This is a genomic window from Flavobacterium tiangeerense, assembly GCF_007830355.1.
GTDB classification, from domain to species: domain Bacteria; phylum Bacteroidota; class Bacteroidia; order Flavobacteriales; family Flavobacteriaceae; genus Flavobacterium; species Flavobacterium tiangeerense.
In genome coordinates this window covers 45,903-69,421 of record NZ_VLKO01000007.1, presented here as the reverse complement: position 1 = coordinate 69,421, position 23,519 = coordinate 45,903, and the positions used below count along the sequence as shown (strand labels likewise).

Sequence of the window (23,519 nt, the reverse complement as noted above, 5' to 3'; positions counted from 1 at the left end):
AATGAATGATTATAATTTTTTGAATTTATCATCCTTTGAATTTGAAAATTTTTCAAGAGATATCTTGCAAGAAAAGTTAGGTGTCTTTTTTGAAAGTTTTACAAGCGGTCAAGATGGAGGAATAGATTTACGAGCAACAATAAACAAAGATGAAAACATAATTGTTCAAGCAAAAAGGTATACAAGTTATAGTGATTTGAAATCTACTCTAAAATCAGAATTAAAGAATGTGAAAATTCTTAAACCTGACCGATATATAATAACTACTTCAGTTGGATTAACACCACCAAATAAACAAGAAATATTAAAAATATTCCATCCCTACATTAAATCTACAGAAGATATACTTGGGAGGACGGATTTGAATAATTTAATAGGTTTACATCCGAAAGTTGAAGAAAGATACTATAAATTGTGGCTATCAAGCACAAATATTCTTAATAGACTGATTCATAGCACAGTTTACAATCAAAGTAAATTTGAGCTTGATGAAATAAAAGAGACTTTGAAAATTTATGTTCAAAACAATAGTTTTAAAGAAGCTTTGGACATATTACAAGACCATCATTATATAATAATTTCTGGAATCCCTGGAATTGGTAAAACTACTTTATCCAGAATGTTGGTCTACCGTCTATTAGCTAAAGAATTTGATGATTTTGTATATGTTTCTGAAAGTATAAACGATGCTTATTCTTTTTATGAAGATGGAAAAAAACAAATTTTCTTTTTTGATGACTTCCTAGGTAGAAACTTTTTGGAAACAGGTTTATCAATGAATGAAGATAGTAAACTCATAAAATTTATTGATAGAATAAAAAAATCCAAAAATAAAATATTCATTCTCGCTACTCGAGAATATATATTAAAACAAGCAAAAAACACATTTGAGGCATTAAATAATCCTTCACTAGAATTAGTAAAGTGTACTCTAGACTTATCAAAATACACAAAAATAATAAAAGCAGAAATCCTTTATAATCATCTATTTTTTGCCAATATGCCAAAAGCACATTTAAAAAACCTAGTCGAAAATAAAGGCTATTTAAAGTTAATTGAACACAAAAGTTACAACCCAAGGATTATTGAAACCTTTGTCCAAAATCAATTTTGGAATGATTGCGAACCTAAAGAATTCTCAAAGAAAATTTTATCATTCTTTAACAATCCCACAAGTGTTTGGTTACACGCATTTGAAAACACAATTTCTAAAGGTTCACAAATTGCTCTTTTAATTTTATCAACTATTGGAACACCAGTTCTTTTAGAAGATTTAAGAATAGCTATTAACTCATTTATTATAGCAAATAATAAAAAGTATCCACTTACAATTGATTCAATAGAATTTAATAAGATAATAAAGGAATTAGAAAGTACTTTTATAAGTACAAGAATGGATTCATTCAATAAAATAGCTATCGAATTTCAAAACCCATCAATTCAAGATTTTTTAATTAACTATATAAAAGATAAAAATGATTTAATAAGTGATTTAATAAAATCATTTTCTTTTGTAAGTCAATTTTTTAGAATATTTACTTTTGACAAATCCATCAGCGAATTTAATCTCAGAATAGGACTAAATAATGAACTATTGGAAGAATATGTCAATAAAATAATTTCAGATTTCAGTTTGTTTAAATCTTCATATATTCTTCGTTTAAACTTTGAAAATAGTAGATTTAGCTGGCATAAAAACGAAAATTTTATATACTCCTTTTTAAATCAAATTTTAATTGAATTAGATAATTCAGCTAATCAGAAACTATATGATTTTGTGATAGAAGAATTTCAACGAAATATTGAACCTAAATTGACTAGTTATGATGAACGAAAATCTTATATCAAATTACTAAACAGAATTGACAAAGAAAACATAACTATTGGAAGTGAGGGTTTAATTAATAGTTTTGCAAAACAAGTAAACTCTATAGATTCTTTAAAGGACTTTTCTAAACTTCAAAGCTTATTTTCGTTTGAATATCAAGAATTTGTTACAAACCCTAAATTTGAAAGCAAGATAGAAGAAGTGATTGAAAGTGAAATTAATGGAACAGAAATAAATAAATACGAAAATCTAATTGATGAACTAAAAGAAATAGAGAAAGAGTTTGGATTTCATCTAGATGATAAAATAAGTACTTTAACTGAAAAGCACGCTGAACTTATGGACGAAATCGACAGAAACATGGAAAAGAAGACAACGATTATTCATTCGAAGCTAAAGAATATGAGGAGCAGATGGAGAGAGAAGAACAGTTTATTTCAAACTTATTCGATGGATTAACAGAAGAATAATAAGTAGGTAACACTTGCTACAAGCAATCTGCGCATTTGGCTTAATTTGAAGATGGTTTTGTATTTGAAAAATTAGTATTTAATCGAAAGATTACGCATTTTAATCCCAGCCTACACTTAGCGCGAGGAAGTCACGCTGTGAAAAAACTACTTAAAATTTATAATGTATTCGGATGGATACCAAATAAAAATTTCAAATATGAGATTCTTAAGAGGTTGATTTTAGTTTTTTCACAGTCTGACGTTAGCGGAAATTTAAAAAAAAGCAGATGAAACAAGAACTAATTAATAATAAAGTATTCTGCGAAAACATAAAATCGCTTATAAAACTTTCCGAAGATTCATTAAATTTAATTGAAAAGCAAAATTCAGAATTTCACTATAAACTAACTAAAGGAGAAACTGATGAAACTTGGTTAGACGAAAGTGCTCATCTTGCAAATTCTGATTGGATAATATTAAATTCAATATTTATAAGTATGTTTTCTCATTTTGAATTCAGATTGTTTCGTTTGTGTAAAATTCTTGAAAAAGAATCAGTTAGCCAAATAAAAATTGAACATTTAAGTGGTTCAGGAATTACGAAGTTTTATAATTATTTGAGTTTAGTCTCTAATATAAAATCTGCTAACAAAAATGCAACTTACTATAATGAAATACAGAAGTTTCAAAAAATTAGGAATCTTCTAACTCATAATGGAGGAATACTTTTGACTGATAGAAATAAAGATATTACTAAAGAGGATAATTACAAATTCTTAAAAGAACATAAAGTGGTAGTTGCCGGAAGTTTGGGAATTATAAGAATAACAAAGACTAATTTTCTCGAATATTTTGCCAATTTGATTTTTAAAATTATTAATGAGATAACAGAAGATATTAATATAAACTTCCCCTAATACACACTACAAGCAATTTGGGTATTAGGCTTAGTTTGAAGTTGGTTTTTTATATTTGGAAGTTTTGGCTTATCCACAAATGGCTTAATTCTATATCAAAATCATTGTAGCTACTTTAAAAAATGCGGTGAAAAAGAAATTTTATCACCGCATTTTTGCGACGTATTATACATATTTACACCGCAAAATTACTTATGTGTGGTAATTAAAAACTATAAATTCGATTATTACATGGTTTTATTTTAGAAATATTTTGAATTTTCAAAAACATCATCAATAATTTTGTCAAGCTTTTTGTTGGGTAGCTTGTTTAAATAAGCCTGAGTGGTTCTAATATCGGTATGACCTAACATTTCGCTAATAGCATCGATAGGAATGTTTTCAAACTTTAAAAACGTAGCAAATGTATGGCGAGCAGTATAAAAAGTGATGTGTTTGCTAATTTTTAAAATTGCCATCATTTCTTTCAGAGCTGGATTTATTTGTCCAAGTAATTTATGACTTCGGTTTTTAATTTTTTTTATGGTCATGTTTTCATCTAGTAAAAGAGGAAATAGATAAGAATTCATGGATTTTTGGTTGTACACTTTTAATATCTCGAGCGAGTGATCACGCAGCTTAAAATCCAAATGTACTCCAGTTTTAGTTCTTATATAGGATTGTCTTTCATCGTATAAATTTGAATTGTTTAATTTTAGTAAGTCAATAAAATTCATTCCTCTACAGTAGAAACTAAATAGATACATATCTTTTGCAAATTGATGTTTTTTATTTGAGCTGAAATCTTTGGCAATTAGTTTTTGTAACTCTTCATCAGTCAAATATTCTCGTTTTGCTTCTTTCTTCAGCGCTGATATTTTATAGTGCTTAAAAGGGTAGGTGTTGGAAGAGATTATTTCTCTTTTTATAGCATTATTAAATACCGCTCTAATCGTTCTCATCTTGATGCTTATTCCACTATCAGACCCATTGTTACTTCTTAGAAAAGAATCATATTTTTCTAAGAACTCAAAATTTAAATCTTGAAATTTTAGTTCAGTCTTTGTATAGAATTTCTTGAGGGAACTCAGAGTTTCTTTATAGATTTTTGCAGTTCCAATTTTATTAGAATTTAGAAACTCATCTGTGATTTCTTGATGAAATTTGTAATAATCTAATGCTGGTGCTTTGGTTATATCATCTGCTTTAATTTCATTTGCAATATCCTTGATTGTAAAATCTACATTCAAGCGACGTTTCTCTCTTATAAAATCTTCAATCTTAAGATTTGTTTTACTAATGAAATTATTTATTTCAGTTATCCTTTTTAGTTCTTGACCTTTTTTATTTGTCTTTAATGTATTGCTCTCAAAGCTCCACGCATCAAAATCACATGCGTAGTTGGTGGCCATTGAGGTATTGCGTCTGTTCTTTATTAAGACCAAAACGATAGAATGTTTCCCATCCTTATTTGCATTCCTTTTTATTGTAAATTTGATTGAAGCCATATTTTGATTTTTTTTGACGAACATTTGACGAACATCTGTGTGACAAAAGTATAAAATAATCAATAATAAGAATAATCTATTAAATATAATATGTTAAAAATCAACAAAGTAAACAAAAAGAATAAAAAAGAAAAAATAAAACACCTGCCTTCTAAGCAGGCGGTCGAAGGTTCGAATCCTTCTGCCTTCACAAGACCCACCAATTTGGTGGGTTTTTTGTTTTTAATCCAATTCATTTAGGATGATTTTAAAAAAATATAAAATTTAAATAGTCTTAATCTCAAAATGACTAGTTAAAGAAATAGAGCATCCCGATTTTTAATCGGGGCGGTCGAAGGTTCGAATCCTTCTGCCTTCACAAAACCCACTGTTTACGGTGTTTTTTTTGTTTTATATACTTGTTATGTACTATTATTCCCTATATTTACTACCATTAAACACCACTTTTCACAAAATTTTCACGAACAAATCACGAACATGAAAATAGAATTTAAACTTTTTCTTAATTTAAAGAGTGTAATTAGTAGTTCATGATATTCAACAATAATTTCCTATTTTTTTAATAAAAGTATGGATTATTAAAAGCTCTTTCGAAATCACATATTTTATTGTTATATATTTTTCACCCTTTTTTTAGAACTCAATTTTTTTAGAGTCATTTATTATTAATTGAATGTACTAATTTTATAGAGTTAGGCTAGTAGTGCAATTTGTTAAAGAAAATAATCAGGATAAAATATTTAAAAACCTTATTTTTCTTTTGGCTAAATACTGTTTGTTTCTTTATATACAAATGTATTTATATTAATTATTTTTATAACTATCATATAAAGTATAAATAAAAATTTATGAATTAAAAGTTTCAATTTTGTATCGTTAAATTTTAAAACTCAAAAAATGATACAACAAGTAATCAAAACTGCGACATTTGTGATTTTATTGCATACAATAGCAAGCTGCAATTCAGGTTCTAAAAACGAAAGTTCTCAAATAAGTCTAGATTTGCAAAAGAGGGATTTAGTTATAGATCATGTTTTAACAAAAACAGAACGCGATGCACTTACACCAGAGCAGGTTTTAAAAGAGTTTATTACTGGAAACGATCGTTTCAATTCAGGGAATATTACCCAACGTAAACATTCGGAAGAAATTAGGAAAGCTGCAACTGATGGTCAATATCCAAAAGCAATGGTTTTAAGTTGTTTAGATAGTAGAGTGCCAGTGGAAGATGTTTTTAATCAAGGTATAGGAGATGTATTTGTAGGCAGAGTAGCTGGAAATTTTGTAAATACGGATTTATTAGGAAGTATGGAGTTTGCCTGTAAAGTTGCCGGTGCTAAATTGATTGTTGTTATGGGGCATCAACACTGTGGAGCTATTAAGGGAGCTATAGATGATGTGCATTTAGGTAATATAACCTCAATGCTCACTAATATTAAACCTGCTGTACAAATTAGCGAAGATTTTAAAGGAGAAAAGTCTTCTAAGAATGAAGCATTTGTTAAATTTGTAGCTAAAAACAATATAAAAAATACAATATCTCAAATTAGGTTAAAAAGTAAAATTTTGAAAAAGATGGAAAGTAAAGGCGAAATTAAAATTGTAGGTGTATTTTATACGTTACGAACAGGTAAATTAGAGTTTGTTGAATGAATACGGATATTCGATTTATTAACCTTAATAATATAGAAGTTTAAGTTTAATTATATAGTATTTACCACATAAACTTTACACCCTTTTCGGGTCATTTTAATAAATTAATACTAAAAAAATAAACATCATAATAATGAAATTGTTCTTACCCCTATTACTATTTTCCTTTTTAACTTCTACTGTGGCACAATCCTCGTTGGCTACTTCATATAATGCTAAAAATGACAAAGTGAATGACACAACTTTTGTGAATTTAAAAAGTTATAGTGATGCGTTTATATACGACATGAAGTATGCTACTGATGATAATTTTTTAAAAGCTAAGGTATATGATTGCTCAGAGTGTTTTTTACGTTTAAAAACGGTTAAAGGATTGATTAAGGCCAATACTAAATTAACTCAAAAAGGGTATACAATAAAGATTTACGACTGCTACAGACCTTTGGATATCCAAAAAAAAATGTGGGAAATAGTTCCTAATCCTAAATATGTGGCTAACCCTAAAACGGGTTCTATTCACAATAGGGGTGGAGCCGTAGATATTTCTCTTGTAACGCTTCAAGGAGAAGCAGTTGATATGGGTACTGATTTTGATTTTTTTGGCGAGAAAGCAAGCCATTTATATCAGGATTTACCTAAAAATGTATTGCAAAACCGAAAACTATTAAAATCAGTAATGATTAGTGCTGGTTTTAATTCATTTGATTCAGAGTGGTGGCATTACAATTTGAAAGCGGGCTTGAAAAATCCCGTTTCTAATGTAAAATGGGAATGTGAATAATAGCTATTCTACACATTTTAAGTAATTGATAAAATAGTTTTCTGGATTGTAGGTTTCGTTATTGAGTTCTGATATGAATTCTTTTTTTACTATATGGTCTTCAGTGTCAGTTAAGTATTTAATTCGCATTAAAGTAATTGGCACAGTTTTAAGATCTTCAAAATTTTCTTTGGCAAACATAAAAATGCCTGAGTTAATTCTGTTGTCAAATTGTTTATCATCTCTTAATATAGTACCACAATTTTCTTGTTCAACATGAATTAGCGTTACAATTTTACCGTTGTTTAATTGTAAGTAAATTCTAGAATTTTTATCGAAACAATTTGCTCTAATAAAATCTTTGCTTTTTTGTATGGTTTGAACGTTTAAGGTAGGTAACCCATCTGTAACAGCAAGAGAGAAAAAGATGTAACTTTTATTTGTTCCAAAATTTTTCTCACTAATCATATATTCCTTTGTTATTTTATATGAACCAATAGAATCTGTAATATTCTCAGTGAAGTCACAAGGTTTTTGGCTGAATACGGCAGTAGTAATTAGTACAAAAAAGAGTAGTGTTAGGTATTTCATTTCAATTATATTTTGTCGCAAAGTAAAACAATTTTGTCATTATTTTCATCAATTGTAAAAAAACAATAAGCGTCACCACCATCTTTAATGTTCCATTTTTTTCTTATTTTTTCTACTGTATCTGGAAAGTTTCGTGTTGTTATGTTTGCTTTTTTATTTTCAAGTTGTATTTTCATTTCGTTTTTTGAGTATGGAAATGATTTTCTTATGTGAAACGTTCTCCCTGGAAAAGGAATTTGTTCTGTTGATGTGTATAAATGAGAGTGCTTGTGTAATTTGTTCACTTTATAAAAAGCACTTACGGCATCAAACCCTCCAGATTTCATTATGGAACTATTTGCTTCATACAGGTATTTTTGAGGTTCACTGTAAGTTGCAATTTGGCTATTATCGTTCCAAATAAAATCAAATTTTTCGATTTCATTTTTTGTTAAGTTGACTGATTTTATCGTGGTAGCTCCAGAGTATTCTTTATGCAATTCCCATAGGAGTTCTTTTACCTCATTTTCTAAAGCAATGATATGAATATTTTTAACGCATTTAAGTTCTGAAAGTCCAGCGGTAATATCCAGTAAAGGTGCTGTTTTTATCAAAATTGAATTTGATTTTTGAAAGTAAAAATCTAAGTTTTCAGGAACATTTGGTAAACAATCCTTTAGCATAAAAACTTTGCCTTTAGCATCATTTCTTCTGGAGGGGTCAATGTATATCCAGTCCCATTCTTTATTTATGTTTTTAAGCGTATCATTACTATCTCCGGGATAACATGTGATTGAATTGCAATTGAGTTGACTAAAGTTGTGTTTAGCTATTTGAGATAATTCAATATTAATTTCGCAATGAGCTACATCTTTAATTTTTTTAGAGAAATGATAGTCATCAACCCCAAAACCTCCTGTTAAATCTATTAGTGATGACCCATGTATTAGCGATGTCTTGTAGGCTGCCGTTTTTTCTGAAGACGTTTGTTCTACAGAAATTTTGGTAGGATATATAATTAATGCTGTAGAAAACCAAGTTGGAAGTTTTTCTTTAGCCTTTGTTTTTGCTTCAATTTGGTTCAAAATTGTTATCCATTCAATATTTTCAAAAGGATTTTTTTGTAACGCTAGTTGTGATATATTTTTGCCAATGTTGTTGTTTATAAACAACTGTATGTCATGATCTAATAATTTTGATTCCAACTTTAAATATCTTTTGTTAGTAGCATGATTACTTTATTCTCTGGAAAAAATTCTTTCCCAATCACTTTTATAATGGTGTAAATAGGCACAGCGATTACCATTCCTAAAATCCCAAAAAGAAAACCTGCAATAAGGATAACTAGAAAAATTTCAAGGGGATGAGAGCTTACACTTTTTGAAAAAATTAGCGGTTGTGATACATTGTTGTCTATTACTTGTACGATCCAAAAACCTATAAGTACATATATAGTTACTGGTAAAATTTCAGATTGAAAGTTGCTTCCTAAATTACTTAACATAGTCAAAATTGCTGCTAAAACCGATGCAATAAGTGGTCCTATGTATGGTATAATATTAAGTACTGCACAAAGAAATGCGATAACCACAGCATTTGGGACTCTAAAGATCAAGAGGGCAATAACGTACAATATAAAAACAATAAAAAGCTGTAAAAGCAATCCAATAAAATATCGAGATAATAAGCCGTTTATTTTTTCAAATGAGTTTAAAACTTGTTCTTCATGGCTAAAAGGTATTAATTTTTTGACGCTAAGTATAAAAATTAGTCGGTCTTTTAAAAAGAAAAAAGTTATAAATAAAACAGAGCCTAGTCCCACGCCAAAGCTACTGATTGTGTTTAAAATTGAATTTAAAAAATTGGGTAGAAAATTCAAATTCAGTTTAGAAGTAATATTTGAATCTTTTAATAGTTTTGCCGAATCAATATTGTGATCATTTAAAAACACACTAATTTGATCTATTAATTGAATAATGTCTTTCTCAATTTGTGCAGTATTAAGCAAGGAAAGATTCTCGCCTTGAGAAAGAATTAAAGGTATAAATAGCATAATCAAACCAAATAAAATTCCAATAAAAAAAAGCAAAGTTACAATTGTCGCAACAAGATGATTAAACTTTAGTTTATGTTTGAAAAAATTTAAAATAGGATTACCAATAAGTGTCAATATCAATGAAATAATGATATAAATTATAATAGACTGAATTTGGTAAATAAAAAAGAGAAGCAAACTACAACAGATTATAGTGAAAAGTGCTCTTAAAATACCGTTTGAAATAATTTTTGAGGTAATCATAATTTACATTTAGATTGTAAATATAAAAAAACTCGCTAACAAGTAGCGAGTTTTCAATATTAATTAAGGCTGAAATTATATTCCAAAACTTGCTCTTGCTCCACCTGAAACAAAAACTGCATTCATTCTAGATTTTTGTCCGTTAGAGAACATATACATTCCTCTATCGTCGGTATAATCCATATAGTTCATTGTCATTTCTACTGGAGTACCAGTACAAGTACTGTAATGTGGATAAGCTGGAACTCCAGAATTTGCTGCATTGTGTGTAGGTGTATCAGATACTAAATCACTTCCACAAGTTGCATCACCCCAAATGTGACGTAAGTTCATCCAGTGTCCAACTTCATGTGTCGCTGTTCTTCCTAAGTTGAAAGGGTATACAGCTGTACCCGTATTTCCTAAATATTTAGAATCTATTACAACACCATCAGTAGAAGAAGATCCACCAGGAAATTGAGCATAACCTAAAATTCCACCACCAATAGTACAAGCCCATAGGTTCATTTTTGTAGTTGGTGAAGTAGGAGCAATTCCACCTTGTGAAGCAATTTTCATTGCATCGTTAGTTCCCCATGATGTTTTCGTAGTAGATTTTCTATAAACAGCATCAAGAACGAAAGATATACCAACATTAGCTTTAACTCCAGCAAATAAAGTAGGAACTTGATTAAAATCAGAATTCGTTGCATTGAAATCTTTGTTTAGAATATCAATTTGTGACTGAATTTGTGCTAGAGATATATTTTCTGCAGTTGTTCTGTAAAGAACATTTACTACAACAGGAATTTGAACTTTACCATTTACTAATCTTCCATTAGCCATGGCATTTTTTGTGAATTCCTCAATTTTGTTCATTCTTAGTGCAAGAGTAGGATCTGCTTTCATTTGAGCATCAAGAACTTCTTGAGAAGCACAACCTCTTTTAAGTGCTGCAGAGGCTTCTGGAGCGTTAGTTTCTGTGGTGTCATTTTGACAAGAAAATAGCATCATGAATGCTAAAGCAGATAAAAGAATTTTTTTCATAATAAAGTATATATAAATTAATAGGTTTTGGTTAATTATCTTACGATTTTTTTAAAGTTTATTCAATGTATTGATTTCAAATTATTTTTTTTAGTAAAAAATAATTTTAAAAATGGGTAATTCTAATATTTTAGAATTGAGTCAAAATTTTTAGATAAAAAGAGGTGATTTTTTAGGACGCCTCTTTTTATTTGGTTTGATAGAAAATTATATTCCGAAACTTGCTCTTGCTCCACCTGCAACAAAAATTGCAGCTATTCTAGATTTTTGACCATTAGAGAACATGTACATTCCTCTATCATCTGTGTAATCCATGTAGTTCATTGTCATTTCTACCGGAGTACCTGTACAAGTACTGTAGTGAGGATATGCAGGAACACCGTAATTAGCATCATTGTGAGTAGGAGTATCAGAAACTAAATCGCTTCCACAAGTTGCATCACCCCAAATGTGGCGTAAGTTCATCCAGTGACCAACTTCGTGAGTTGCAGTTCTTCCTAAGTTATAAGGATAAGCACCTGAACCAGATAAACCAAAATATTTAGAATCGATTACAACGCCATCAGTAGTAGAAGCTCCCCCAGGAAATTGAGCATATCCTAAGATTCCACCACCAATTGTACAAGCCCACATGTTAAGTTTTGTTGTAGGTGAAGTAGGATCTAAACCTCCTTGTTTTGTTTTTTTCATTGCATCTCTAGTTCCCCAAGATGTTTTAGAAGTAGATTTTCTGTTTACTGTTTCTAAAACGAAAGTGATTCCAACATTAGCTGCAACTCCAGAAAATAAAGCAGGGGTACTGCTGAAATCTGCATTAGTTGCATTAAAATCTGCATTTAATACATCAATTTGAGATTGAATTTGTGCCAATGAAATATTTTCGGCTGCAGAATTATACAATACATTCACTACAACAGGAATTTCAATTTTACCATTAACTAATCTTCCGTTTGTCATTGCATTTTTTGTAAACTCTTCAATTTTGTTCATTCTTAGTGCAAGAGAAGGATCTGCTTTCATTTGGGCTTCTAAGACTTCTTGAGATGCACAACCTCTTTTTAGTACTGCAGAGGCTTCTGGAGCATTAGTTTCTGTGGTGTCATTTTGACAAGAAAATAGCATCATAAATGCTAACGCAGGTAACATAAACTTTTTCATAGGACGGTTGTTAAATATTGATTATTTTGGTTAATTATTTAACAATTTTATAACATTATTTTGTAAAAAAAAATTAATTTAAAAAATTAATTCAAAAAAAATCTTAATCCTTTGTTTTACAAGGGTTCGTATATTTTAATTTTTTTTTAAATCATGAATTTTCTGATATTGCATCCTTTAAAAAATGCGAAAAATCATTGTCAATCTAAGAATACCAAAGCAATTTAGGAAGTAAAATATCATATTGGTTAAATATTCATTAATTTAATAAGAAATATCTAATTCTGTTATTTAGAAGGTATGAAATTAGGGGAGCTTTTTTACACAAAAAAGTTCTTGTTGTCTTGTAGACTGTGCAGCAAGTATATATAGGAGTGTTTTTTATTTATAAATTCAAAATAGGCATCTAAATTAAGATAGATACTTAATTTAGATGCCTATTGTGAATTTCATATAATTTACCCTAATTAATAAAAATAGGATTAATTGTTAAAAATGTAATGAATGATATTTGCACCCATTTTTAGTGCTTTATCACGTACTTCTTTAGGATCGTTGTTTACTTCTGGGTCTTCCCAACCGTCACCTAAGTCGCTTTCATAGGTGTAGAGTAAAACTAGTTTATTTTCTACAAAAATTCCAAAAGCTTGCGGTCTTTTGCCGTCATGCTCATGAATTTTTGGTAATCCATTTGGGAAAGCAAATGGTTTTTGAAAAATGAGATGTGTGGCAGGTATTTCTACCAAATTTGTATTTGGGAAAATTTTCTTTATTTCTTTTTTAATGTATTGATCCATTCCGTAGTTGTCATCAATGTGCAAAAAACCACCTGCTACTAAATAATTTCTAAGATTACTGACTTCGGTATCATTAAAAACTACATTTCCATGCCCTGTTAAATGAATATAAGGATATGACAATAAATCAGGGCTTGATGTTTCAACAGTAGCTGGTTTTTGTTTAATGCGGGTATTGATATTGCTGTTACAAAATTTAATTAAATTAGGCAATGAAGTTGGATTTGCATACCAATCTCCACCGCCGCTGTATTTTACTAATGCAATTTCCTGCGCAAACAAGCTTGAGCTAAAAAGGATTATGAAATAAAAAAAATGTTTCATGGAATTGATCTTAGTTTTCATTTGAGAAAATAACACTGTGACAGGCAACAATGGCAGCAGTTTCGGTTCTCAATCGTGTTTCGCCTAGCATCACAGGAGCGTATTCGTTTTCGAGTGCTAGTTGAATTTCTTTTTCTGAAAAATCTCCCTCTGGACCTATTAAAATAGTGTAATCTACGTTTTTTTGTAAAATACTTTTTAATGATTTTTTTTCAGTTTCCTCGCAATGTGCTATGATTTTTACACCTGAAGGATTGAGTTTTATAAAATCTTTAAAAGATATAGCATCATTGATTTTTGGTAAAAAAACGGCGTTTGATTGTTTCATAGCGGTTAATACTATTTTTTCAAAACGTTCTTTATTAATGTTTTTTCGTTCTGATCGATCACAAAACACAGGTGTGATTTCATGAACTCCAATTTCGGTTGCTTTTTCAAGAAACCACTCGTAACGGTCGTTCATTTTGGTAGGAGCAACTGCAAGATGAAGTTTGAAAGTTGAGGGCGCTATTTGTATAAACGAAATAATATCAACAGTGCATTTATTATCTGATGCTAATGTTATTTGGGTTGTAAATAATAAACCATTACCATTTGTAACATGAAGAATATCCGCATCTTTCTTACGTAAAACTTTTATTATGTGTTTGCTTTCTTCTTTGTCAAATGAAAAATTTTGAGTGTTTTCATCTATTGTAGGGTTGTAAAATAATTGCATAGTTTTTTTAAAATTGTATTCTAGCTTTTGAAACTACATTAGAGTTTTCAAATGTTTGTGATAAATATTTTTGATATCCTACAATTCCTATCATTGCAGCGTTATCGGTTGTGTATTCAAATTTTGGTATATAGGTTTTCCAACCGTATTTTTTTTCGGTTTCCTTTAAAGTAGTCCTTATGCCGGAGTTTGCAGATACGCCGCCTCCAATTGCAATTTGTTTAATACCTGTTTCTTTTACAGAAAGCTTTATTTTATTCATTAAAATTTCAATAATGGTATGTTGTATTGAGGCGCAAATATCGTTTAGGTTTTCAGTTACAAAATTTGGATTTTCGGATGTTTTCTTTTGAATAAAATAGAGAATTGCCGTCTTTAATCCCGAAAAACTAAAATCTAATCCTGCCACCTTAGGTTTGGTAAATGGAAATGCTTTTGGATTTCCTAGTTGAGCATATTTATCTATTAAAGGACCGCCAGGATAGGGAAGTCCAAGGATTTTGGCACTTTTATCAAATGCTTCGCCTACAGCATCATCAGTGGTTTCGCCAATTATGGTCATGGTAAAATAATCTTCTACTTTGATAATTTGGGTATGCCCACCACTTATAGTTAGTGCTAGAAATGGAAAGCTTGGTTTTTCAAATCCTTCTTCATCAATAAAATGCGCTAAAACATGAGCTTGCATGTGATTTATTGCAAGAAGCGGAATGTTTAAGGCTAGAGCCAATGATTTTGCAAAAGAACTTCCTACCAGCAAGGAGCCCATAAGGCCAGGACCTTGTGTAAATGCAATTGCAGATAGCTGTTCTTTTTGTATATTTGCTTTTTTAAGTGCAGCATCTACTACAGGAACAATGTTTTGTTGATGAGCCCTAGAGGCAAGTTCAGGAACAACACCCCCGTATTGATTGTGAATAAGTTGGTTTGCTACAACATTTGATAGTACTTTGTCGTTTTTTAAAACTGCAGCGGCGGTATCATCGCAGGAACTTTCTATTGCAAGTATAAAAACCTCAGGATTTTGCATAAATGGGTATGAATTTTGAGTTACAATTTGTACACGTCGTACGGATCACATTTGTAATTTTCAAAATTAGAGAATTTTTAGCAAAGGAAGTTGTGTTTGCAAAAGCAAAATTAAATTTTAAATGAATAAATTCAATTAAGTATCAAAAAAGTAATTAAAATAGTTTTTAGAGTTTTGCTTGGGCTACTAGTTCTGCTGCTTGTTGCGGGTATTGCTCTAACTATGCCTGCTGTACAAACTAGGATAGCACGTTATTTTACGGATACTGTGAATAAAGATTATGCTACAAATATAAGTGTTGAAGGTGTTTCAATTTCAGTTTTTGGAGGTGTTAAATTTAAAAATGTATTAATAAGAGACCACCGAAAGGATACTTTGATATATTCGGAGCGTATTGCTACCACTATTCTTGAAGGCAAAAAAATGCTGAATGGAGATCTTATTTTTGATAATCTGGATGTTTACGGATTACTTTTTAACCTAAAAACATACAAGGGTGAAAAAGAGACGAACATGGATAAGTTTATTAAATCATTTGAGACTGGAAAACGTTCCAATCGAAAATTTTTAATGAAAGCCAATACCTTACAAATTTACGATGGAAGATTTATATTAATTGATGAAAACAGAGAAACACCAAAAAATGTAGATTTCACAAAATTGAATGCATCGGTTACTGATTTTTTAATTTTTGGTCCAGAAGTTTCTACCAGTATCAATAAGATGTCCTTTCTAGATTTTAGAGGATTGTATGTTAAAAATCTGAAATCGAAATTTTCATATTCCAAAAAAAATATCAAACTTGAAAAACTAGATTTGCAAACCAAGGAATCCTCACTCAAAGGAGAAGTTATTCTTAAATACAAAATTGAAGATTTTTCTAATTTTAATGATAAAGTAGTATTTGATATTCAATTAGATGCAGCTACAATTGCATCAAATGATATTCGATATTTTTATAAAGAATTAGGTAAAAACCAGCGATTTACTTTAAAATCAAAGATCAAGGGAACGCTAAATGATTTACAGTTTTCGAAGTTAAATTTAATTGATGAGCGAAAAACACAGTTATTAGGTGATATCAATTTCAAGAATTTATTTGCTAGAAAAGGACAACAATTTTCAATGTTTTCTAAGTTTGATAAATTGACTTCTACTTATGATGATTTAGTTGTAATTCTGCCCAACATTTTAGGCAATAAACTGCCTACTTCTCTGCAAAAATTAGGACGTTTTACAACTGAGGGTACAGCATCTGTTACAACTACAGCCGTTGAAGCTGATTTTTCTATGATAACAGCATTAGGGAAAGTAACTTCAAATTTGTACATCAATAACATTAACGAAATTGATAAAGCATCCTACATTGGTACTGTAATCTTAGATAATTTTGATCTAGGTACCATGATTGATCAGAAAGATTTAGGAAAAGTTTCTCTTGATATTGATGTGGATGGTCAAGGGTTTAATCAAAAGTATTTGAACACTGCGGTGAATGGTCAAGTAAGCCAAATAGAATTTAAAGGTTATAATTATACAAATATTACTTTAAACGGTAATCTTGCGAGTCCAAATTACATTGGAGACATCCAGATTGATGATCCAAATTTGAAAATGACTTTTGATGGCGCTTTAGATTTAAGTAAAAAAGATAGTAAATATGATTTTCAAATTAATGTTCTCAATGCCGATTTGAAAAAATTGAAGTTGATGAATGATCCTGTTTCTGTTTTCAAAGGAGATGTTGAAGTACAAGCATCAGGGAATTCAATAGAAAATTTTGAGGGAACTGTTTTTATCAATAAAACATCTTATAAAAATGCAAAAGACACCTATGTTTTTAATGATTTTACGATAAATTCAACCTTTGATGCGAATAGAGTAAGGACCATAACGGTGAATTCCCCAGACATTGTTCAGGGAGAAATTGTAGGTAGGTATGAATTCAATCAATTGCAAAATTTAGTAAAGAATTCGTTAGGAAGTTTATATACTAATTTTAAACCCATAAAGGTTAAAAAAGGTCAGTTCTTAAATTTTAATTTTTCTATCTACAATAAAATAATTGAGATTTTTTACCCAGATATTGCCATCGGAGCCAATACAATTGTTAAGGGGAATATCAGTTCAGATGATCATGAATTTAAATTAGATTTTAATTCCCCGCAAATAACAGCTTCAAACATAACATTTGATAATATAAGAGTAACTGTTGATAATAAAAATCCGCTTTATAATGCTTATGTTGAGCTTGATAGTATAAAAACCAAGTATTATAAAATAAGAGATTTCAGTTTGATCAATGTGACACACAAGGATACGTTGTTTTTTAGATCTGAATTTAAAGGTGGTCCCAAAGCCGAAGATTATTACAATCTCAACTTGTATCATACTATCAATAAGGACAATAATAATGTTGTAGGTATCAGTAAATCTGAAGTCAAGTTTAAAGATTATTTGTGGTTTTTAAATGAAAATGAAACGCCTGATAATCAAATTGTTTTTGATAAATCTTTGGAGAATTTTGACATTGATAGGCTGGTGCTTTCTCATGAAAATCAGTCCATAGCGTTGGATGGAAATCTAAAAGGGAGTGATTTTAAGGATTTGAAATTAAGCTTTAAAGATGTTAACTTAAATCAAATTACCCCCACAAACAATAAACTAGTTGTACAAGGAAATATAAATGGTGAAATAGATTTTAAACAAAATAAAAATGTTTACCAGCCTACGGCCGCAATAGTCATTGATAAATTAAACGTCAACAAAACAGATTTGGGTGTTTTGAAATTTGATGTTGAGGGTGATGAAACTTTTAAAAAATTCACCATAAACTCAAACTTAGAAAACGAAAATTTAGAATCATTTAATGCCGACGGGAATTTTGAAATTGTCAATAAAGAAACCATTTTAGACTTAAAATTAAAATTTGATAAGTTTAATATTGCAACACTTAACTCTCTTGGTGGTGATGTTTTATCCAATATAAGAGGTTTTGTAGGTGGTAATGCAACTATTGAGGGTAACTTGCAAAATCCTACTATTAACGGAAGATTATTTTTGGACAAAGCAGGTTTGACAATTCCATATCTTAACGTGGACTATGGTTTAAGTGACAAAACGATAATAGATTTGACAAATGAGAAGTTTCTATTTAGAAACAATACCTTGAAAGATACTAAATATGGTACCATAGGAAATCTAAATGGGTATATAGGACACAATAATTTCTCAGATTGGAAATTAGACTTGGCCATAAATTCAAAAAGATTGGTAGCATTAGATACAAAGGACAGTGAAGATGCGGCGTATTACGGAACTGCTTTTATTGATGGTAACGCAACAATTAAAGGGCCTACCAATAGTTTATTTATAAAAGTTGAAGCCAAATCAGAAAAAGGTACAGCGGTAAAAATCCCTATTAATAATGCCGAAAGTGTAAGTGATAATGTATTTATTCATTTTGTTACAGAAAAAGAAAAATACAACATTAAAAACGGGATTGTTGAAAACACACGAAATTACAACGGTTTAGAACTTGAATTTGATTTTGACATTACTCCAGATGCTGAGGTTGAAGTTATTCTGGATCGAAATACAGGGCATGGTATGAAAGGTAAAGGTTTTGGGTCTTTACTATTTAAAATTAATACCCTTGGTAAATTTAACATGTGGGGAGATTTCCAGGCTTACGAAGGGACTTATAATTTTAAATATGGTGGACTTATTGATAAAAAGTTTGCAGTAAAAAAAGGTGGATCAATAACATGGGAAGGGAATCCTATGAAAGCACAACTTAACCTCGAAGCTATTTACAAAACAACAGCAAATCCAGCAGTTTTATTAGATAATGCTTCTTTTAATTCTAAAGTTCCAGTGGAGGTTGTAATAGGTGTGCGAGGAGATTTAACGAGTCCTGAGCCAGATTTTAATATCGAATTCCCTACGGTAAGTACTGTTTTGAAATCTGAAATTCAATATAAATTAAATGATAAAGATGTAAGACAAACTCAAGCTTTGTACTTGTTGTCCTCAGGTGGATTTTTAAGTCCTGAAGGTGTAAATCAATCTGATTTTTCAGGAAGTTTGTTTGAAACGGCTTCTAGTATTTTGGGCGGAATCATTCGTTCTGATGATGAAAAGTTTAAGGTTGGTCTTAACTTTATTGGAGCCGATAGGCGATTAGGTAAAGAAACTGATGGTAGATTTGTTGCTACTATATCATCTAAAATAAACGATCGTATTACAATAAATGGCAAGTTAGGAGTTCCTTTTGGAGGAATTAATGAGTCTGCAATTGTAGGCGATGTTGAGGTGTTGTACCGTGTAAACGAAGATGGTACATTAAATTTGAGAATTTTTAATAAAGAGAATGACATCAATTATGTAGGTCAAGGAATTGGTTATACCCAAGGTTTAGGGGTGTCTTATGAAGTAGATTTTGATACTTTTAAAGAGTTTGTAAACAAAATCTTTAAAAACCTTAAAATAGAAAAAGTAGGAGCATTTCAGTCTGAGGATCAAGATTCTGAAATGGCTCCAGATTATATTAATTTTTCTAAATCCAAGAAAAAAACACCAGAACCTATTAAGAAAAATCAAGAAGGCCTTCTGCCAGAGGAGTATTAAACAAGAATCATACTTGTAAATTATACTTTGCTACAACTGCTTATTTTTTATGAACAGGAGTCCAAATTATTTGAATTTCATTAGAAATATCTGAATTACAATCCTTTATTTTATTTAGTATTAAAACGTTAATATTTTACTAAAAGTGAATAAATTTTCACTTTTAGTAATTAATAGCGTAATTTAATAGTGTTTTAAAAAAACTTATCAACGAAAACGTTTGAATTCAAGACAGCCTTTTAATTAATAAAAAACACTGTCTCATAAGTGGTTAATGTTTGTTAGTTTTACACTTTAATATTATAAAAATGCCAAAAACAATTAAAAAAGTAGGTGTTCTTACGTCTGGTGGAGACTCCCCAGGAATGAATGCAGCAATTCGATCTGTAGTTAGAACTTGTGCTTACCATAACATAGAATGTATAGGGATTTATAGAGGGTACCAAGGTATGATTGAAGGAGACTTTAAAGATATGGGACCTCGTAGTGTAAACAATATTGTTAATAAAGGAGGAACCATATTAAAATCTGCGCGTTCCCTAGAATTTAAAACCCCAGAAGGTAGAAAAAAGGCACATGAAAATTTAACCAAAGCAGGTATAGATGCACTGGTTGTAATAGGAGGTGATGGAACTTTTACGGGTGGATTATTATTTAATTCAGAATTTAATTTTCCAGTAATGGGAATCCCAGGAACTATAGATAATGACATATTTGGTACCAGCCATACCCTTGGTTATGATACAGCATTAAATACAGTTGTAGATGTTATTGATAAAATAAGAGATACAGCAAGTTCACACAACCGCTTGTTTTTTGTTGAGGTAATGGGTAGAGATGCGGGACATATTGCCTTAAATGCAGGTATAGGTGCTGGTGCAGAAGAGATATTGATTCCTGAAGAAGATTTAGGACTAGATAGATTACTCGAATCTTTACAGAAAAGTAAGGCTTCTGGAAAATCATCAAGTATAGTAGTCATTGCCGAAGGTGATAAAATTGGTAAAAATGTATTTGAACTTAAGGATTACGTAGAGGCTAATTTACCAGAATATGATGTTCGAGTTTCTGTTTTAGGTCATATGCAGCGTGGAGGATCCCCTTCTTGTTTTGATAGAGTTCTAGCAAGTAGGTTAGGTGTAAAAGCAGTTGAATCGTTACTAGAAGGTAAATCGAGTTATATGGTAGGGTTGCAAAATGATCAAGTAACATTGACGCCTTTGGAACAAGCTATTAAAGGAGAATCCATGATTGATAGAGAATTATTAAGAGTATCAGACATCATGTCGACATAGTTAATTAAAGTTTATTGTGAGGAAATTAGACTTTAGGTAGAAAAGAAAAATAAACAAAAAAATTAAATTAAAATGTCAAAAGTAAAATTAGGAATTAACGGATTTGGTAGAATTGGAAGAATCGTTTTTAGAGAAACTTTTAATAGAAATAATGTAGAGGTAGTAGCAATAAACGATTTATTAGATGTAGATCACCTAGCTTATTTATTGAAATATGATTCAGTTCACGGTCGTTTTGACGGTACTGTTGAAGTTAAAGAAGGTAAATTATATGTAAATGGAAGAAACATCCGTATCACTGCCGAAAGAAATCCAGCTGATTTGAAATGGAATGAAGTAGATGTTGATGTAGTTGCTGAATGTACAGGTATTTTTACAACTATAGAAACTGCTAGTGAGCATATTAAAGGAGGTGCTAAAAAAGTTATTATTTCTGCTCCATCTGCAGATGCACCAATGTTTGTTATGGGAGTAAATCATGAAACTGCAAAAGCAACAGATTTAGTGGTTTCTAATGCATCTTGTACTACTAATTGCTTAGCACCATTAGCTAAAGTGATTCATGATAATTTTGGAATTGTAGAGGCGTTAATGACAACGGTTCATGCTACCACTTCAACTCAAATGACAGCAGATGGTCCATCAAAAAAAGACTGGAGAGGCGGACGTGCTGCAAGTGTTAACATTATACCATCTTCTACAGGCGCTGCAAAAGCAGTAGGAAAAGTTATTCCTGAATTGAATGGAAAATTAACTGGTATGGCTTTCCGTGTTCCTACTGTTGATGTATCTGCAGTAGATTTAACGGTAAAAGTTGCTAAAGAAACTTCTTACGAAGAGATTATGGCAGTTTTAAAAAATGCTTCTGAGACCACTATGAAAGGAATATTAGGCTACACTGAAGATGCTGTAGTATCTCAAGATTTTATTTCTGATAAAAGAACTTCAATCGTTGATGCCACTGCAGGAATTGGGTTAAATTCTACTTTTTTCAAAATAGTTTCTTGGTATGATAATGAGTATGGTTATTCTAGTAAGTTAATTGATTTATCTGTGCACATTGCAGGGTTAAAATAATTCTTTATATATTTACAAATCCCGTTATCATGCTGTAACGGGATTTTATTTTTTGTTGCTTTGGTATAGAAATTAAATGGTTATGACTTTATATTAAATGGGCAACACACACCAATAAACTAAAAAAAAATGAGACTAATAGTTGATAGCGGATCTACTAAAGCCGATTGGATTGCGATAGATGACAATGGTAAAATTTTATTTACAACACAAACACTTGGGTTAAACCCCGAAGTGCTAGAACCAGATGAAATTATTGAAAGATTGAACGATCGTTTTGATATTTTACACAATAAAAAAAATGCTACTCATTTATTCTTTTACGGTGCAGGTTGTGGTACTGAAAGGATGAAAATAGCACTTTCTCAAGTTTTTCAAAACTATTTTGTTAACGCAATCATTGATGTTAAAGAAGATACCTATGCAGCTGTTTATGCTACTACTCCAAAAGGAGAAAAAGCAATAGTATCTATACTAGGAACAGGATCAAATTGTAGTTACTTTGATGGTAAAGAGTTGCATCAAAAAGTACAATCTCTAGGTTATATTGCTATGGATGATTGCAGTGGAAATGTTTTTGGGAAAGAATTAATTAGAAAGTATTACTTTAACAAAATGCCAAAAGAATTGGCTGTTGAATTTGAAAAAGAGTATGACTTAGATCCAGATGCTATAAAAAGCAAGTTGTATAAGGAGCCTAATCCTAACGCTTATCTAGCTACTTTTGCAAAGTTTTTAATTCAGCATAAAGAGACAGAGTTTTGCAGGAAAATAATTTTTAAGGGAATGAAATCTTTTGTTAAAAATTATATCAAGCAATTTGATAATTGTAAAGAGGTAAAAGTTCATTTTGTAGGTTCTATTGCTTTTTACTTAAAAGAAGAATTACAGGAAACTTTTGATAAATATGAATTGCAATTGGGGAATGTTTTAAGAAGACCTATTGATGGCTTAATCGCTTACCACAATTTAAATAAATAGAGTCACAAAATAAAAAAGTCCTTACTAATTCTAAAAAAGCATAGCTTGATTAGAATTAGTAAGGACTTTTTTATGTTTAATTTGCAGTGTAAAACGCTGTAAATTGATATTACAATATGGAAATCATAGAGATTTCTACATTAACATTTTTTGGTAAACAAGCTACCTGGACAGTTTCACGAGCAGGAGCTGATTTTTCGTCAAAATAGGAACCGTAAACCGTATTTATTTGAGCAAAATCATTCATGTCCATGATGAAAATAGTTGTTTTAACAACATTTTCAAATGTCATTTCTGCTGCTTCAAGAACTGCTTTCATGTTTTGCATTACTTGCTCGGTTTCAGCCTCAATTGACGATGTTATTAGTTCTCCAGTTGATGGATCTAAAGCTATTTGACCAGATGTATAAAGTGTATTCCCTTTTAGTACAGCTTGGCTATAAGGACCTATTGGAGCAGGAGCATTTTTAGTAAAAATTATTTTTTTCATGTGGCATTAATTTGAATTAGTTTTAAAG

General features: G+C 30.3%; 18 protein-coding genes. 8 read left to right on the top strand and 10 right to left on the bottom strand.

The window, feature by feature from the left end; all coding sequences use genetic code 11:
* The first annotated feature begins 1 nt into the window (after position 1).
* Complete coding sequence (locus IQ05_RS09140; protein WP_144892231.1) at positions 2 to 2,287, top strand: nSTAND3 domain-containing NTPase; 2,286 nt, start codon at positions 2 to 4, stop codon at positions 2,285 to 2,287.
* A 280-nt stretch (positions 2,288 to 2,567) separates the two neighbouring features.
* A complete protein-coding gene (locus IQ05_RS09135) occupies positions 2,568 to 3,197 on the top strand; it encodes a hypothetical protein (protein ID WP_144892229.1) in 630 nt (209 codons plus the stop codon).
* Between the two features lie 242 nt (positions 3,198 to 3,439).
* Here IQ05_RS09135 and IQ05_RS09130 read toward each other — a convergent pair whose 3' ends face one another.
* Positions 3,440 to 4,684 (bottom strand): site-specific integrase, encoded by a 1,245-nt coding sequence (locus IQ05_RS09130; protein WP_158634582.1) that lies wholly within the window; start codon positions 4,682 to 4,684, stop codon positions 3,440 to 3,442.
* Between the two features lie 897 nt (positions 4,685 to 5,581).
* Between IQ05_RS09130 and IQ05_RS09125 the strand changes: the two genes are divergently transcribed.
* Entirely contained in the window at positions 5,582 to 6,337 is a 756-nt protein-coding gene (locus tag IQ05_RS09125) for a carbonic anhydrase family protein (protein ID WP_144892225.1), read from the top strand.
* 133 nt (positions 6,338 to 6,470) lie between these two features.
* Positions 6,471 to 7,118 carry a M15 family metallopeptidase gene (locus IQ05_RS09120; protein WP_144892223.1) on the top strand — a complete coding sequence of 216 codons (648 nt, stop codon included), beginning with the start codon at positions 6,471 to 6,473 and terminating at the stop codon, positions 7,116 to 7,118.
* A 3-nt stretch (positions 7,119 to 7,121) separates the two neighbouring features.
* Here IQ05_RS09120 and IQ05_RS09115 read toward each other — a convergent pair whose 3' ends face one another.
* From IQ05_RS09115 to tsaD, 8 genes are all read right to left on the bottom strand, one after another.
* Positions 7,122 to 7,688, bottom strand: coding sequence for a hypothetical protein (locus IQ05_RS09115; RefSeq protein ID WP_144892221.1), 567 nt, complete (start codon positions 7,686 to 7,688; stop codon positions 7,122 to 7,124).
* 5 nt (positions 7,689 to 7,693) lie between these two features.
* Entirely contained in the window at positions 7,694 to 8,872 is a 1,179-nt protein-coding gene (locus tag IQ05_RS09110) for a THUMP-like domain-containing protein (protein WP_144892219.1), read from the bottom strand.
* Positions 8,873 to 8,874: 2 nt separating this feature from the next.
* On the bottom strand, positions 8,875 to 9,966 hold the full coding sequence (locus IQ05_RS09105) for an AI-2E family transporter (RefSeq protein WP_144892217.1): 1,092 nt from the start codon (positions 9,964 to 9,966) through the stop codon (positions 8,875 to 8,877).
* A gap of 75 nt (positions 9,967 to 10,041) precedes the next feature.
* Entirely contained in the window at positions 10,042 to 10,992 is a 951-nt protein-coding gene (locus tag IQ05_RS09100; RefSeq protein WP_144892215.1) for a zinc metalloprotease, read from the bottom strand.
* Between the two features lie 207 nt (positions 10,993 to 11,199).
* Positions 11,200 to 12,150, bottom strand: a complete 951-nt coding sequence (locus IQ05_RS09095; protein WP_144892213.1) for a zinc metalloprotease — start codon at positions 12,148 to 12,150, stop codon at positions 11,200 to 11,202.
* A 482-nt stretch (positions 12,151 to 12,632) separates the two neighbouring features.
* Complete coding sequence (locus IQ05_RS09090) at positions 12,633 to 13,271, bottom strand: DUF4159 domain-containing protein (protein WP_144892211.1); 639 nt, start codon at positions 13,269 to 13,271, stop codon at positions 12,633 to 12,635.
* Between the two features lie 10 nt (positions 13,272 to 13,281).
* A complete protein-coding gene (locus IQ05_RS09085; RefSeq protein ID WP_144892209.1) occupies positions 13,282 to 13,989 on the bottom strand; it encodes a 16S rRNA (uracil(1498)-N(3))-methyltransferase in 708 nt (235 codons plus the stop codon).
* Positions 13,990 to 13,996: 7 nt separating this feature from the next.
* Entirely contained in the window at positions 13,997 to 15,019 is a 1,023-nt protein-coding gene (gene tsaD, locus IQ05_RS09080) for a tRNA (adenosine(37)-N6)-threonylcarbamoyltransferase complex transferase subunit TsaD (protein WP_144892207.1), read from the bottom strand.
* A 222-nt stretch (positions 15,020 to 15,241) separates the two neighbouring features.
* On the opposite strand from tsaD, the gene IQ05_RS09075 reads away from it, so the two are divergent.
* The 4 genes from IQ05_RS09075 (at position 15,242) to IQ05_RS09060 (ending at position 23,001) form a co-directional block, all read left to right on the top strand.
* Complete coding sequence (locus IQ05_RS09075; protein WP_144892204.1) at positions 15,242 to 19,648, top strand: translocation/assembly module TamB domain-containing protein; 4,407 nt, start codon at positions 15,242 to 15,244, stop codon at positions 19,646 to 19,648.
* A 308-nt stretch (positions 19,649 to 19,956) separates the two neighbouring features.
* On the top strand, positions 19,957 to 20,943 hold the full coding sequence (pfkA, locus tag IQ05_RS09070) for a 6-phosphofructokinase (protein WP_086454612.1): 987 nt from the start codon (positions 19,957 to 19,959) through the stop codon (positions 20,941 to 20,943).
* A gap of 72 nt (positions 20,944 to 21,015) precedes the next feature.
* Positions 21,016 to 22,020: a type I glyceraldehyde-3-phosphate dehydrogenase gene (gene gap / locus IQ05_RS09065; protein ID WP_144892202.1), complete on the top strand. Its 1,005-nt coding sequence runs from the start codon at positions 21,016 to 21,018 to the stop codon at positions 22,018 to 22,020.
* Between the two features lie 129 nt (positions 22,021 to 22,149).
* Positions 22,150 to 23,001 (top strand): N-acetylglucosamine kinase, encoded by an 852-nt coding sequence (locus IQ05_RS09060; RefSeq protein ID WP_144892200.1) that lies wholly within the window; start codon positions 22,150 to 22,152, stop codon positions 22,999 to 23,001.
* A 109-nt stretch (positions 23,002 to 23,110) separates the two neighbouring features.
* Here IQ05_RS09060 and IQ05_RS09055 read toward each other — a convergent pair whose 3' ends face one another.
* Entirely contained in the window at positions 23,111 to 23,491 is a 381-nt protein-coding gene (locus IQ05_RS09055; protein WP_144892198.1) for a RidA family protein, read from the bottom strand.
* Between the last annotated feature and the right edge of the window lie 28 nt (positions 23,492 to 23,519).

Coding starts and splice junctions, on each gene's coding strand:
- IQ05_RS09140 (WP_144892231.1), top strand. CDS start 2: ATGAATGATTATAATTTTTTGAATTTATCATCCTTTGAATTTGAAAAT.
- IQ05_RS09135 (WP_144892229.1), top strand. CDS start 2,568: ATGAAACAAGAACTAATTAATAATAAAGTATTCTGCGAAAACATAAAA.
- IQ05_RS09130 (WP_158634582.1), bottom strand. CDS start 4,684: ATGGCTTCAATCAAATTTACAATAAAAAGGAATGCAAATAAGGATGGG.
- IQ05_RS09125 (WP_144892225.1), top strand. CDS start 5,582: ATGATACAACAAGTAATCAAAACTGCGACATTTGTGATTTTATTGCAT.
- IQ05_RS09120 (WP_144892223.1), top strand. CDS start 6,471: ATGAAATTGTTCTTACCCCTATTACTATTTTCCTTTTTAACTTCTACT.
- IQ05_RS09115 (WP_144892221.1), bottom strand. CDS start 7,688: ATGAAATACCTAACACTACTCTTTTTTGTACTAATTACTACTGCCGTA.
- IQ05_RS09105 (WP_144892217.1), bottom strand. CDS start 9,966: ATGATTACCTCAAAAATTATTTCAAACGGTATTTTAAGAGCACTTTTC.
- IQ05_RS09100 (WP_144892215.1), bottom strand. CDS start 10,992: ATGAAAAAAATTCTTTTATCTGCTTTAGCATTCATGATGCTATTTTCT.
- IQ05_RS09095 (WP_144892213.1), bottom strand. CDS start 12,150: ATGAAAAAGTTTATGTTACCTGCGTTAGCATTTATGATGCTATTTTCT.
- IQ05_RS09090 (WP_144892211.1), bottom strand. CDS start 13,271: ATGAAACATTTTTTTTATTTCATAATCCTTTTTAGCTCAAGCTTGTTT.
- IQ05_RS09085 (WP_144892209.1), bottom strand. CDS start 13,989: ATGCAATTATTTTACAACCCTACAATAGATGAAAACACTCAAAATTTT.
- tsaD (WP_144892207.1), bottom strand. CDS start 15,019: ATGCAAAATCCTGAGGTTTTTATACTTGCAATAGAAAGTTCCTGCGAT.
- IQ05_RS09075 (WP_144892204.1), top strand. CDS start 15,242: ATGCCTGCTGTACAAACTAGGATAGCACGTTATTTTACGGATACTGTG.
- pfkA (WP_086454612.1), top strand. CDS start 19,957: ATGCCAAAAACAATTAAAAAAGTAGGTGTTCTTACGTCTGGTGGAGAC.
- gap (WP_144892202.1), top strand. CDS start 21,016: ATGTCAAAAGTAAAATTAGGAATTAACGGATTTGGTAGAATTGGAAGA.
- IQ05_RS09060 (WP_144892200.1), top strand. CDS start 22,150: ATGAGACTAATAGTTGATAGCGGATCTACTAAAGCCGATTGGATTGCG.
- IQ05_RS09055 (WP_144892198.1), bottom strand. CDS start 23,491: ATGAAAAAAATAATTTTTACTAAAAATGCTCCTGCTCCAATAGGTCCT.